The sequence below is a fragment of the Massilia glaciei genome (genome assembly GCF_003011895.2).
In the GTDB taxonomy this organism is placed as follows: Bacteria; Pseudomonadota; Gammaproteobacteria; order Burkholderiales; family Burkholderiaceae_D; genus Telluria_A; species Telluria_A glaciei.
Genome location: NZ_PXWF02000061.1, coordinates 1 through 13,584 on the forward strand (window position 1 = coordinate 1; position 13,584 = coordinate 13,584).

Annotated in this window: 10 protein-coding genes and 1 pseudogene; 10 read left to right on the forward strand and 1 reads right to left on the reverse strand. The window is 68.0% G+C overall.

The window, feature by feature from the left end; genetic code table 11:
• The first annotated feature begins 414 nt into the window (after positions 1 to 414).
• The 4 genes from C7C56_RS04465 to tldD all read left to right on the forward strand — a co-directional run bounded on the left by C7C56_RS04465 (position 415) and on the right by tldD (position 7,911).
• Positions 415 to 4,596, forward strand: coding sequence for a YhdP family protein (locus C7C56_RS04465; RefSeq protein ID WP_307719022.1), 4,182 nt, complete (start codon positions 415 to 417; stop codon positions 4,594 to 4,596).
• Between the two features lie 76 nt (positions 4,597 to 4,672).
• Positions 4,673 to 5,470 (forward strand): carbon-nitrogen hydrolase family protein, encoded by a 798-nt coding sequence (locus C7C56_RS04470; protein WP_106756288.1) that lies wholly within the window; start codon positions 4,673 to 4,675, stop codon positions 5,468 to 5,470.
• Between the two features lie 323 nt (positions 5,471 to 5,793).
• Positions 5,794 to 6,273, forward strand: a complete 480-nt coding sequence (locus C7C56_RS04475; RefSeq protein ID WP_106756289.1) for a PIN domain-containing protein — start codon at positions 5,794 to 5,796, stop codon at positions 6,271 to 6,273.
• Positions 6,274 to 6,447: 174 nt separating this feature from the next.
• Complete coding sequence (tldD, locus tag C7C56_RS04480) at positions 6,448 to 7,911, forward strand: metalloprotease TldD (RefSeq protein WP_106756290.1); 1,464 nt, start codon at positions 6,448 to 6,450, stop codon at positions 7,909 to 7,911.
• 124 nt (positions 7,912 to 8,035) lie between these two features.
• Here the strand turns inward: tldD and C7C56_RS27925 are convergent, their stop codons facing one another.
• Positions 8,036 to 8,236 carry a hypothetical protein gene (locus C7C56_RS27925; protein ID WP_146204282.1) on the reverse strand — a complete coding sequence of 67 codons (201 nt, stop codon included), beginning with the start codon at positions 8,234 to 8,236 and terminating at the stop codon, positions 8,036 to 8,038.
• On the opposite strand from C7C56_RS27925, the gene aroG reads away from it, so the two are divergent.
• The 6 genes and pseudogenes from aroG to C7C56_RS04510 form a co-directional block, all read left to right on the forward strand.
• Positions 8,235 to 9,296, forward strand: coding sequence for a 3-deoxy-7-phosphoheptulonate synthase AroG (gene aroG / locus C7C56_RS04485; RefSeq protein WP_106756291.1), 1,062 nt, complete (start codon positions 8,235 to 8,237; stop codon positions 9,294 to 9,296). The genes C7C56_RS27925 and aroG overlap by 2 nt on opposite strands.
• 67 nt (positions 9,297 to 9,363) lie before the next feature.
• Complete coding sequence (locus C7C56_RS04490) at positions 9,364 to 10,329, forward strand: rhodanese-like domain-containing protein (protein ID WP_106756292.1); 966 nt, start codon at positions 9,364 to 9,366, stop codon at positions 10,327 to 10,329.
• Between the two features lie 53 nt (positions 10,330 to 10,382).
• A complete protein-coding gene (locus tag C7C56_RS04495) occupies positions 10,383 to 10,811 on the forward strand; it encodes a DUF1905 domain-containing protein (RefSeq protein WP_106756295.1) in 429 nt (142 codons plus the stop codon).
• Between the two features lie 82 nt (positions 10,812 to 10,893).
• Complete coding sequence (locus tag C7C56_RS04500) at positions 10,894 to 11,916, forward strand: glucokinase (RefSeq protein WP_106756293.1); 1,023 nt, start codon at positions 10,894 to 10,896, stop codon at positions 11,914 to 11,916.
• A gap of 385 nt (positions 11,917 to 12,301) precedes the next feature.
• Complete coding sequence (gene scpB, locus C7C56_RS04505) at positions 12,302 to 13,102, forward strand: SMC-Scp complex subunit ScpB (RefSeq protein WP_106756294.1); 801 nt, start codon at positions 12,302 to 12,304, stop codon at positions 13,100 to 13,102.
• Positions 13,089 to 13,584, forward strand: a pseudogene (locus C7C56_RS04510) (23S rRNA pseudouridylate synthase B); the annotation flags it as partial. The gene scpB and the pseudogene C7C56_RS04510, both read left to right, overlap by 14 nt.

The following is a 13,584-nucleotide window of genomic DNA, read 5'->3' on the forward strand; positions in this document are numbered from 1 at the left end:
GGCGCCCGGCGCGGCGGCGCCCGGCGCTCCCTGCAGCGCCAGCGCGGCGCCGAAATCGAGCCCGCCGAGCGGGGCGGCCGCGAGCGCGGCCAGCTGTTGGGCGCGCGACGGGTCGGCGGCGAGCCAGCGCTGCTGGAAGCGCGAAAGAGAGGTCAAGGAAGATTGCGTCATGGAAATGTTAAAAAGGGTAAAGTGCAAGGTCCCGGATGGCGCCCATGGGGTAGAATTGGGCCGCGGCGCCGGGCCGCCTTTCTGCCCGGTCGTAACGATGGTACGGCAGACGGCGGCACGCAGGCAAGCCCGGCAGGCGCGGCGCGCGCGGCGGCGCCCCGGACAACCCGTCCGGACGATGACAAACGAACACAAACGAACACAAACGAACGGTTTAAACGGCGGGCATTTCCTATCAGCTCATTGACCACACCAGAGACGCGCCACCAGGACGCGCCGGCCAGGCACAGTGTCGCCCGACGCTGGCACCGGGCGCGCGCGGCCTATCGCATGCTCAACACGGCGACCCACCATGTGCTCGGCTTCACGGTCAAGCTGGTGCTGGCGGTGTATTTCCTGTTCGTGTTCGTGTTCCTGTTCCTGCGCTACGCGGTCCTGCCCAACATCGACTATTACAAGCCCGACATCGAGCGCGCCGCCAGCCGCGCGCTCGGCAACGAGGTCTCGATCGCGCGCGTGTACGCCTCCTGGCAGGGGCAGCGCCCCAACCTGTTCCTCGGCGACGTCGTGCTGCGCGACCGCCAGGGGCGCGAGCTGCTGGCGCTGCCGAGCATCTCGGCGACGCTGTCGTGGTGGAGCGTGGCCGCGCTCGCGCCGCGCTTCGCCTCGATCGAGCTGATCCGGCCCGAGCTGGCGGTGCGGCGCGACGTCCAAGGCAAGCTGTTCGTGGCCGGCATCGCGCTGGCCGACACCAGGGGCGGGGGCGGCGGCGCCAACTGGCTGCTGAGCCAGCGCGAGATCGTGGTGCGCCAGGGCCGCCTGCGCTGGACCGACGAGCTGCGCGGGGCTCCCCCGCTCGCGCTCGAGAACCTCAACCTGGCGCTGTACAACAACTGGACCCACCACCGCTTCGCGCTCACGGCCGCCGCGCCGGCGGCGCTGGCGAGCCCGCTCGACATCCGGGCCGACTTCACCCACCGCTTCGGCGCCGACAGCGCCGACGCCACGCGCTGGAAGGGCGAGCTGTTCGTCGACCTGCGCGGCGCCGACTTCGCCGTGCTGGGCCAATACGTCGACGCCCCGGTCGCGGTGAGCGAGGGGCGCGGCTCGCTGCGCGCCTGGCTCACGCTCGACCAGGCCAAGCTGGCCGCCTTCACGGCCGACGTCGGCCTGTCCGGGGTCAAGGCCCGGCTCGGGCGCACTCTGGCGCCGCTCGAGCTGGCGCGGGTGTCCGGGCGCGTCTCGGCGCGCGAGCACTTCCCGGCCGGCCAGGCCGACGGCAAGCCGACCTTCGGCGCGCGCGGGCACGACATCAGCCTGGCCGATTTCGGGCTCGAGACGGCCGACGGCCTGACCCTGCGGGCGGCGGCGCTGTCGGAGCGCTTCACGGCCGCCGCCGGCGGGCGCCAGGACCGCTACCAGCTCAGCGCGAGCGAACTCGACCTTAAAACCCTGGCGCGGCTCGCCGCGCAACTGCCGATCAGCGCCTCGCAGCGCCAGGCGCTGGCCGATTTCGCCCCGCGCGGGCGCCTGCTCGGGCTCGACGCGCGCTGGGAGGGCACCTATCCGGCGCTGGCCAACTACCGGGTGCGCGCCCGCGTCGACGGCCTCGGCATCGCGGCCCAGCCGGCGCGGCTGGCGCGCCCGAACGTGGCGCCGGTGCCGGCGCTGCCCGGCTTCGACAACCTCTCGGGCAGCATCGACGTGGGCGATCAGGGCGGCAGCGTGCAGCTCGACTCGCGCAAGCTGGTGCTGCAGCTGCCGGGCTGGTTCGCCGACCCGGCCATGCCGTTCGACCACCTCGGGCTGCGCGCGCGCTGGAGCTTCCTGCCGCAAGACGAGCTGCTGGTGCAGGTCGACGCGATGGAGTTCGCCCAGGGCGCGCTGCGCGGCAAGCTGTCGGGCAGGCACCAGATGCCGCTCCAGCGCGCGCGCGGCGGCACGCTCGGGCGGATCGACCTCGACGCCAGCGTCGACGGCTTCGCCATCGACAGCATCGGACGCTACCTGCCGCTGCAGACGCCGCCGCGGCTGCGCGCCTGGCTGACCGGCGCGCTGCTCGGCGGCACCGGGCGCGACGTCACGCTCAAGCTGCGCGGCGACCTGGTCCAGTTCCCGTTCCGCGCCCCCGCGCGCGGCGCCGGCCGCGCCGCGGGCGTTCGTGCCCCGGGAGAGTTCCGGGTCGCCGGCCGCCTCGAGAACGCCTCCCTCAACTACACCCCGCTGCACCACGGCGACGACGGCAAGTCGCCGCTGTGGCCGCTGCTCGAGGGGATCGACGGCACCATCTTGTTCGACCGCACGCGCATGGAAATCAAGGCCGAGCGCGCGCGCACCGGCGGCGTGGCCTTGAGCGCGGTCAAGGCGGTGGTGCCCGACCTGATGGCCGGCGACATGCAGCTCGAGATCGACGGCGCCGCCGCCGCGCCGCTTCAGGAGTTCCTGCACTATGTCGCGGCCAGCCCGGTGCTGGGCTGGATCGGGCGCTTCACCGAGCACACCAAGGCCACCGGCAACGCCCGCCTGGCGCTCAGGCTGCGCCTGCCGCTGGCGCGCCTGGCCGAGTCGACCGTGCAGGGCGCGCTGCAGTTGGCCAACAACGACGTGGTCCTGATCAAGGACCTGCCGCCGCTGCAGTCGACGCTGGGCAAGATCGAATTCACCGAGCGCTCGGTCAACCTGAACGGGGTCGGCGCCAGCTTCCTGGGCGGGCCGCTGGCGCTGACCGGCGGCACCCTGCGCGACCGCAGCATCGCCATCAAGCTCGGCGGCACGGTCTCGGGCGACGGCCTGCGCGCCTCGTTCAAGGCGCCGGCGGTGCAGCGCCTGCTCACGCGCTTCTCGGGCGCGACCCGCTACGCCGGGCTGGTCACGGTCAAGGAGCGCGCGCTGCAGGTGACGCTCGATTCCAACATGGCCGGGCTGGGGCTCGACTTCCCGGCCCCGCTGCGCAAGACGGCGCCCGAGGCGCTGCCGGTGCACTTCACGCTGGCCTCGCTGCCGGGGGCGGCGGGCCTGGCGCGCGACGAGATCCGGCTCACGCTGGGCTCCTCGATCGCCGCGCGCTACCTGCGCCAGAAGGCCGGCGACGGCCCCTGGCGGGTGCTGCGCGGCGGCATCGGCGTCAACCTGCCGCCGCCCGAGCCCGACAGCGGGGTGATCGTCAACGTCAACATGAAGTCGCTCAACGTCGACCAGTGGAGCGCGGTGGCCGGCACGCTCGCGGCCGGACCGGCCGAGGCCGCCGCCTCGGCCGCGGCCGGCGGCGCGCTCGAGCTGGGCCAGTACATCCTGCCCGACATGCTGGCCGCGCGCGCGACCGAGCTGATCATCGGCGAGCGCAAGCTCGACAACGTGGTGGTCGGCGCCACGCGCCAGAACGACAACTGGCAGGCCAGCATCGACGCGCGCCAGGTGGCCGGCCACGTGGCCTGGGTCGCGACCCCGAACGGCCTGGGCAAGGTCACCGCGCGCCTGGCCACGCTGCTGATCCCGGAGTCGGCCAAGGCCGAGGTCAAGGACCTGCTCGAGGGCGGCAAGGGCGCGGCCGCGACCATCCCCGCGCTCGACATCGTGGCCGAGCGCTTCGAGCTGTTCAACAAGCAGCTCGGCCGGCTCGAGCTGCTCGCTTCGAACGTGCCGGCGCTGGCCGGGCGCGAGTGGCGCATCAACAAGCTCTCGCTGATCACCCCCGACGGCGAGCTCAAGGCGGCCGGCAAGTGGCTCACCAAGGACGGACGCAGCAGCACCAACCTCAATTTCGTGCTCGACATCGGCGACGCCGGGCGATTGCTCGACCGCTTCGGCTTCCCCGACACGCTCAAGCACGGCAAGGGCAAGCTCAACGGCGACATCGCCTGGAACGGCGTGCCCTACACGCTCGACGCGCCGAGCCTGTCGGGCCAGATCGAGCTCGACCTGGCCGGCGGGCAATTCCTCAAGCAGGACCCGGGCGCGGCCAAGCTGCTCGGCGTGCTCAGCCTGCAGGCGCTGCCGCGCCTGCTCAAGCTCGACTTCCACGACGTGTTCTCGCAGGGCCTCGCGTTCGACGGCATCAGCGCCGACGCCGTCATCGCCAAGGGTGTGATCCGCACCAACAACCTCAAGATGCACGGGCTGGCCGCGACCGTGCTGATGGAGGGCACGGCCGATGTCGCCAACGAGACGACCAACCTGCACGTGATCGTGATCCCCGAGTTCAACCTTGGCACCGGACCGCTGGTGTACGCGCTGGCGATCAACCCGATCGTCGGCCTCGGCGGCTACCTGGCGCAACTGTTTTTGCGCGCGCCCATGATGAAGGCGATGACCTACCATATGCGCGTCGCGGGGCCGTGGAAGGCGCCCGTGATCACCAAGCTCGACAAGAACGGCAAGCCGAAGGGCGCGCCCGCGCCGGCGGCCGCGCCGGCGGTGGCGCCATGAACCGCGCCATGAACCGCTCTTCCAGCCGCGCCCTGAACCGCGCGCCCACCCCTGCATCCCAGCAAAGGAGCGTCCCATGACGACCGTGGCAGCAATCCAGATGGTCTCGACCCCCGACACGCCCGCCAACATGGCCAGCGCGCGCCGCCTCGTGGCCGAGGCCGCCGCCGGCGGCGCCACGCTCGTCACGCTGCCCGAGTACTGGCCCGTGATGGGCATGAACGAGCACGACAAGGTGGCGCTGGCCGAGGTCCCCGGCGACGGCCCGATCCAGGCCTTCATGGCGGCGACCGCGCGCGAGCACGGCATCTGGCTCGTCGGCGGCACGCTGCCGCTGCGCTCGAACGAGGCGGGCAGGGTGATGAACACCACGCTTGTGTACGGCCCCGACGGCGCGCCCGCCGCGCGCTACGACAAGATCCACCTGTTCGGCTTCACCAAGGGCGACGAGGACTACGACGAGGCGCGCACCATCGTCCCGGGCGCGGCGGTGGGCAGCTTCGAGGCGCCTTTCGGCCGGGTCGGGCTGTCGGTCTGCTACGACCTGCGCTTCCCCGAGCTGTACCGGGCGATGGGCGAGTGCGCCCTGATCCTGGTGCCGGCCGCGTTCACCCACACCACCGGCCAGGCGCACTGGGAGGTGCTGCTGCGCGCGCGCGCGATCGAGAACCAGTGCTACGTGCTGGCCGCGGCGCAGGGCGGGCGCCACCCGAACGGGCGCCGCACCTGGGGCCACAGCATGCTGGTCGACCCGTGGGGCAAGGTCGTCGACCAATTGGCCGAGGGCGAGGGCGTGGTCAAGGGCGTCATCGACGTCGAACTGCTGGCCTCGGTGCGCGCGAGCTTGCCGGCGCTGCGGCACCGAAAGCTTTAGGCCGGATAGTGACGCCCTGCAGAGCGGGACCGTTCCGCAGGCGAATGCCGCGCCGGGAGACAATGAGCGGGCGATGAACTACACTTATAGTCATTCACATAGCCATTCACATCATGGAGGTATGCTATGGCGACCTTGAGGCACTCTTGCGTTGATCACCACGTCCTTGATGCCGGCGCGACGGCCGAACCTGTTGTAGAAGATACGATTGAAGCGCGTCGAGCGCGCCGCATGGCGGCGCTAAACAAGGTTGCCGGAATTTGGTCGCAACGTCCCGACATTCCGGCGGACGGTCTGGAATATCAGCGGGAGCTGAGGTCTGAATGGCAGGCCTAGTTCTTTTCGACACCAATATACTTATCGACTGGAGCAAAGGCTACGCGGAAGCGTTGACCGAACTTGCACATTGGGACAATCCAGCCATCAGTGTGATCTCATGGATGGAACTGTATGCTGGTGCCAATGTGGCTGACGTGCCGCGCTTCGACGAATTCATGGCGGACTTCGGGTTCGAGATCATCGAAATCGACGCGGAGATAATGCAGGCAGCCGCAGCCCTCATGTCCGAGCGCCGCCGTTCAGGCCCCAGAATCGGGTTGCCGGATGCAATCATTCAGGCGACAGCCGATGTCAAGAACCTCATCATTATCACCCGCAATAAAAAAGACTTCACGGGCCGCAACGTACGAGTTCCTTATGAGCTTAAAACGACCACAACCGTCAGCGTAGTGAACATCAACCCTCCTGGTAGTACGCCGATACCACATGGCGTGGCTAAGCCTACCGTGAAGCGGAGCAAATGAAACAGCAGGGCACGGAGTGCCAGCGCCTCCGTCAACGGATATCCCGGGAGTCCTTCAAGGCGGGACCGTGGCGGAGCGGGCGCGCCGCGTCAATCGCCTGCGCCACGGGACATTCGCGCAAGCGTGCGCAATGAGTGGCACAATGGCGGCATCCACCAATGAAAGAAGCTCCCCATGATCGCCTTTGAACCGAATCTCTCCACCCTCGCCGTCGCGCGCGACGTGCTGCTCACGCCGTTCGGCCTCGACGAAGGCAAGCTGCTCAAGTCGCTCGGGACCATGTTCACCCACAAGGTCGACTATGCCGACCTGTATTTCCAGTTCACCAAGAGCGAAGGCTGGAGCCTCGAGGAGGGCATCGTCAAGACCGGCAGCTTCTCGATCGACCAAGGGGTCGGCGTGCGCGCGGTCTCGGGCGACCGGACCGCCTTCTCTTACTCCGACGAAATCTCCGAGGCGGCCCTGCTCGAGGCCGCCGCGGCCACGCGCACCATCGCGCGCGCCGGCGCCGGCAAGGTAAAGGTCGCATCAACCATGACGCAGCAGGGCGGCCGCGCGCTGTACCTGCCCAACGACCCGCTCGCCTCGCTCGACGCCACGGCCAAGGTCAAGCTGCTAGAGCGCGTCGAAAAAATGGCGCGCGCCAAAGATCCGCGCGTGGTCCAGGTCATGGCCGGGCTGGCCGGCGAATACGACGTCGTGCTCGTGGTGCGCTCGGATGGCGTGCTCGCGGCCGACATCCGCCCGCTGGTGCGCGTGTCGGTGACCGTCATCGTCGAACAAAACGGGCGCCGCGAGTCGGGCTCGGCCGGCGGGGGCGGGCGCTTCAACTACAACTACTTCGACGACGCCATGCTCGACAAGTACGCGACCGAGGCGGTCAAGGCGGCCGTGGTCAACCTCGACGCGCGCCCGGCGCCGGCCGGGCCGATGACGATCGTGCTCGGACCGGGCTGGCCCGGGGTGCTGCTGCACGAGGCGATCGGGCACGGCCTCGAGGGCGACTTCAACCGCAAGGGCTCGTCCGCGTTCTCGGGCCGCATCGGCGAGCGCGTCGCGGCCAAGGGCGTCACCGTGGTCGACGACGGCACCCTGGCCGAACGGCGCGGCTCGCTCAACATCGACGACGAGGGCAATCCGACCCAGTGCACCACGCTCATCGAGGACGGCATCCTCAAGGGCTACATCCAGGACACGATGAACGCGCGCCTGATGAAAATGCCCGTGACCGGCAACGCGCGGCGCGAGTCGTTCGCGCACCTGCCGATGCCGCGCATGACCAACACCTACATGCTTGGCGGCGACAAGGACCCGGCCGAGATCATCGCCTCGGTCAAAAATGGTTTGTACGCTGTCAACTTCGGCGGTGGCCAGGTCGACATCACGAACGGCAAGTTCGTGTTCTCGGCCAGCGAGGCCTACATGATCGAGGACGGCAAGGTGACCTACCCGGTCAAGGGCGCGACCCTGATCGGCAACGGCCCCGACGTGCTCAACCGGGTGTCGATGATCGGCAACGACATGCGCCTCGATTCGGGCGTGGGCGTGTGCGGCAAAGAGGGCCAGAGCGTGCCGGTCGGGGTCGGCCAGCCGACGCTGCGCATCGAGGACGTGATCGTCGGCGGCACCGGATCCTGATTTCGCGAATTTGTCTGTACAGATAAAGGCCTTGCCAATAGGCAGCCGTTGTTGTTATAGTCTTTGCGAACCCAAACGGATATGCACATGAACATCGTTGTTTTCTTTACCTGCCATTTTTATTTTAGCAATTCCAACCCAAAGGCGGTGGAGTAGCGGCAGGTTCACGGTTCATAAAACCAACAACGAATCTAGCAAGTCCAGAAAAACCGCCTACCAGGCGGTTTTTTTTTTGCTGGCGATTTCCAGAACAAGCCGTACCGAATTGCGCGATATAGCCCTTGAATTTAACCGAATACTTGAAATCTTTACCGGAGAACAGCATGCCCCGTACCGATGATTTGCGCATCCGCGAAATGAAGGAACTGACGCCGCCCTCGCACCTGATCCGCGAGTTCGCCTGCGGCGAGGCGGCCGAGCAGACCGCGGCCGCCTCGCGCGTGGCCCTGCACCGCATCCTGCACGGCCAGGACGACCGCCTGATGGTCGTGATCGGCCCGTGCTCGATCCACGACACCAAAGCCGCGATGCAATACGCGGCCCTGCTGGCCAAGGAGCGCGTGCGCTTCGCCGGCGAGCTCGAGATCGTCATGCGCGTGTACTTCGAGAAGCCGCGCACCACGGTCGGCTGGAAGGGGTTGATCAACGACCCGTACATGGACAACAGCTTCCGCATCAACGACGGCCTGCGCATGGCGCGCGAGCTGCTGCGCGACATCAACGAGTTGGGGCTGCCGTGCGGCACCGAGTACCTCGACGTGATCAGCCCGCAGTACATCGCCGACCTGGTCAGCTGGGGCGCGATCGGGGCCCGCACCACCGAGTCGCAGGTGCACCGCGAACTGGCCTCCGGCCTGTCGTGCCCGGTCGGCTTCAAGAACGGCACCGACGGCAACATCAAGATCGCGGTCGAGGCGATCAAGGCCGCCTCGCAGCCGCACCACTTCCTGTCGGTGACCAAGGGCGGGCACTCGGCGATCGTGTCGACCAACGGCAACGAGGATTGCCACATCATCCTGCGCGGGGGCAAGACGCCGAACTACGACGCCGCCAGCGTCGAGCTGGCCTGCCAGCAGATCGCCGCCCAGGGCCTGGCCGCGCGCCTGATGATCGACGCCTCGCACGCCAACAGTTCCAAAAAACCCGAGAACCAGATTCCCGTGTGCGCCGACATCGCGGCCCAGATCGCGGGCGGCGACGACCGCATCGTCGGCGTCATGGTCGAGTCGCACCTGGTCGCCGGGCGCCAGGACCTGGTGCCGGGCAAGGAGCTGGTCTACGGGCAGTCGGTCACCGACGGCTGCATCGACTGGGACAGCAGCGTGCAGGTGCTCGAGGGGTTGGCCGCGGCGGTGCGCCAGCGCCGCCTGCGCGAAGACCAGTAAGGGGCGGGGCGCCCCGGCGCCGCGGGTGGCGCCGGGCGATGCGCATGCTTATCGGATAGAATGCCCCATGCCCAATTTTGTCGAACTTCTGCTGACCTACGGTGTGTTCATCGTCTTCGCGCTCGTCCTGGTCGAGCAGTTGGGGCTGCCGATTCCCGCCTTCCCCATCCTGCTCGTGGCCGGCGCGCTGGCCGTGGGCGGGCGCATCAGCTGGCAAGCCTGTTGGGCGGTCGCGGTGCTGGCCTGCCTGATCAGCGACCTGTTCTGGTTCCGCGCCGGCCGATTCTACGGCAAGCGCGTGTTGCGCCTGCTGTGCAAAATCTCACTCTCGCCCGACTACTGCGTCAGCCAGACCGAGGACAAGTTCAAGCGCTTCGGCGCGAAGTCCCTGCTCGTGTCGAAATTCGTTCCCGGTTTTAATATCGTGGCCGCGCCGCTGGCCGGCGCGATGGGCACCGGCACCGCCCGCTTCCTCGCCTTCAGCATCGGCGGCAGCGTGTTCTGGAGCGCCACCGCGCTGGCCACCGGCGCCATGTTCCACCGCAGCGTGGACGCGGCGCTGGCGTTCCTGTCGACCCTGGGCGCGACCGCGCTGGTGGTCGTGTTCGGCCTGCTGGCCGTGTTCGTGTTGTACAAATATATCGAGCGGCGCCGTTTCCTCATGGGTGTCCAGATCGAACGGATCGGCGTCGCCGAGCTGCTCGACCTGATCGGCGCCGGCGGCGAACCCGTGCTGATTGACGCGCGCAGCGTCACCGCGCGCCAATTCGAGGCCGCCATCCCGGGCGCGTTGATCTATGGCGACAGCGAGCCGGCCATCCTGATGGCGGCGATCGACAAGGACCGCCACATCGTCGTCTATTGCAGTTGCCCCAACGATGTCACGGCCGCCCAGGTCGCCAAGCAATTCCTGGCCGACGGCTTCCACCGCGCGCGCGCCCTGCACGGCGGGCTCGACGCATGGAACGCCCACCGCGGCGGCGTCCATGCCGGCGCCACCGATTTCAAGCCGGCCGGAACGACGCCGGCTTAGCAGGGACAGCTTCTGCCAACAAGGTGTCCGCAATTTTGTGATCGGGAATGCAAATGACCCAAGCTGGCACCAAGTCACGATTCAACGCCAAACTGTTGCGACCGGCCACGCCCGGCAGCGATGATTCCTGGACATTCCTGATACTGCCGAAGGACGCGAGTGAAAGACTCCCGCGGCGGGGAAGGACGACGGTGGACGGCGCCATCAATGGCCACCGCTTCCAGTCCACGCTCGAGCCGGACGGTCAATTAAGCGATTGGCTGCGGGTCGACAGGCAGCTGCGCGAAGCCGCGGGCGCGCAAGCCGGCGGTGGCGTCGTGCTGGAGATCATGCCCGTGGCCCGGGCGCCCGAACCGGACACGGCGCGCCGCCCCGGCCGTGCGCATTCGCCCCCTCCGGCCGGCGCCAATACCCTTGCAGGTAGCTGTACTACTGTTATGTTTTTTCGTAGTCCTTTGTATAAATCAGCCTATTTTTCATAAGAATGTACCTAAACTACAAAGAATACTTGCACCGGGAGCAGTATATCCAGTAAGCTTAGTGATCCTTTATTTGGTTGCCGCCATGACCGCATCACTGCTATCCGCCCTGTCGCAAAACGCCGTATCCGCCTTCGCAGAAGGCCCGCGCCTGCTCGCCGACGTGGGCGGCACCAACGCGCGCTTCGCGCTCGAGGTGGCGCCCGGCCAGTTCGAACGCATCGACGTGTTGTCGTGCGCCGCCTTCCCGACGCTCGCCGACGCCATGCGCGCCTACCTGGCCTCGCCCGCGGTCGCCGCGGCGGCCCCCGCGATCCGGCATGCGGCCATCGCGATCGCCAATCCGATCGACGGCGACGAGGTCCGGATGACCAACCACCACTGGGAATTCTCGATCGAGGCCATGCGCGTCGATTGTGGCTTCGACACTTTGCTGGTGGTCAACGACTTCAGCGCGCTGGCGCGCTCGCTGCCGCACCTCGCGGCCGGCCACAAGGTGCAGGTCGGCGGCGGCGCGGTCCGCGCCCACAGCCCGCTCGGACTGCTCGGCGCCGGCACCGGCCTCGGCGTGTCGGGCCTGATTCCGGCGGGCGAAGGCTGGACCGCGCTGCGCAGCGAGGGCGGCCACGTCAGTTTTTCGCCCGTCAACGAGGTCGAGGTGGCGGTGCTGCAATACGCCTGGCGCGAGTTTCCGCACGTCTCGGCCGAGCGCTTCCTGTCCGGCGACGGCCTCGAATTGCTCTACCGCGCGCTGGCCCAGCAGGCCGGGCGCGCCGTGCCCGCGCTGAGCGCCCCCGAAATCTCGCGCCGCGCCTGTGCCGGCGAGTGCGACCTGTGCGACCAGGCGGTCGAGGTTTTTTGCGGCATGCTCGGCACCGTCGCCGGCAACCTCGCCATCACGCTAGGCGCGCAGGGCGGCATCTACATAGGCGGCGGCATCGTCCCCAAGCTGGGCGCGCGCTTCGCCCAGTCGTCGTTCCGCTGCCGTTTCGAGCAGAAGGGCCGCTTCGCCGGCTATCTGGCGCAGGTGCCCACCTATGTCATCACGGCCGAGTATCCGGCCTTCCTCGGCGTCTCGGCGATCCTGGCCGAAAAACTGGCAGCCTGAGCCTAGCCCGTCCCGCGCGAGATTGTCCTTTTCGCCGTTTTATCAGGTACAATGAGGCCAGTTGAAGGAGATGTCGTCGACCATTCGTGTGGCGCGCGTCCGGAGCCTAGCCTCCCTGCCGCTGCGAATAGCCCGCGTTTCCCTTGAAAATCAATGGCTTATGGCCCGCTCGTTAAGCGAGGGGCCGCGTGGACGGGTCCAGGTCCGCCACCGGTAATTTTTCCCGCCCGCGCAACGCCTGGGCGACGGAACGCCAGTTTCAACGAATTTCCTTTTGCGCAGAGTGATCCGATGCGGTCGCTGACTCTACGTTGATTGACACCCTGTTTTTGACACCCTGTTTGCCTTAATGCCTTAACTTTGCACGATCCGCACACGATTCGCTATGAATACTGATGAGGCCAAAAGAGTCCTCGAAACAGCCTTGCTCTGCGCGCGCGAGCCACTATCGATCCACAGCCTGAAGAAACTGTTCGTCGATGTCGACGACAAGGGCCGTCCGATGGGCGAGGGCGTCGGCGCCGACGCGATCAAGCTGATGCTCGAACAATTGCGGCACGATTGGGAGCAGCGCGGCGTCGAAGTGGTGAGCCTGGCCACCGGCTGGCGCTTCCAGAGCCGCCCCGAAATGAAGCAGTACCTCGAGCGCCTGAACCCCGAAAAGCCCGCCAAATATTCGCGGGCGACGCTCGAGACGCTGGCGATCATCGCCTACCGGCAGCCCGTCACCCGCGGCGACATCGAAGAGATCCGGGGCGTGGCCGTCAATTCGCAGACGATCAAGATGCTCGAAGACCGTGGCTGGGTCGACGTGCTCGGGCACCGCGAGGTCATCGGACGCCCGGCGCTGCTGGGCACGACCAAGCAGTTCCTCGACGACCTCGGCCTGTCCTCGCTGTCCGGGCTGCCGCCGTTGCAGCAGTTGAGCGAGCGCCAGAGCGGCCTCGAAATGGCGGCCCTCGAGGCGGCATTGCAAGAAAATTTTGACAAGGCAGCGGCTGTGTCCGCTGTGCACGACGATGGTGCGGGTAGCGCCGAGGCGCCGGAAGCAGTTCCGGAACCCGGCGCGGCGGCCGGCGCCGATCAATCACCACCCGAAGTCCCGATTCACGACCCTGCGCCAGAAATCACGGTTGACGCTGCGCCAGGTCAGCACAACCAAGAAACCAATAATGAACCCAACTGACCCTACTGACATCATCGCCACCGCAGACGTGGCCGGCGACACCGCCGCCAAGCCGAAGCGCCGCACCAAAGCCCAGATCGAGGCCGATGCGGCTGCGGGCTTGGTGGCGCCGAAGGCCAAGCGCGCGCCCAAGAAGGCGCCCGCCGCCGACGCGGCGCCCGGCGCCGAGGGCGCTGCCCCGGTGGCCGCTGGCGCGGTAATGGCTGACGCGGTAATGGCTGACGCGGTTGCGGCAGCGCCGGCGCCGCGCAAGCCGCGCAAGCCGAAGGTGGCCGGCGCGCCGGCCGCAGCGGCCGGGCAGGCGTCGGAGCAGGCGTCGGAGCAAGCGTCGGAGCGGGCCCCGCAACAGCCGGCGGCGCCCGAGCGTCCGCGCGGACCGCGCCAGATGCGCGCCATCCGCGGCGAGCGCGAGGCGCGCCAGCAAAAAGAAAAACCCCCGGCGGCCGCTGCCGAGGCGGCCGACGGCGCCGCGCCGGTGGCGG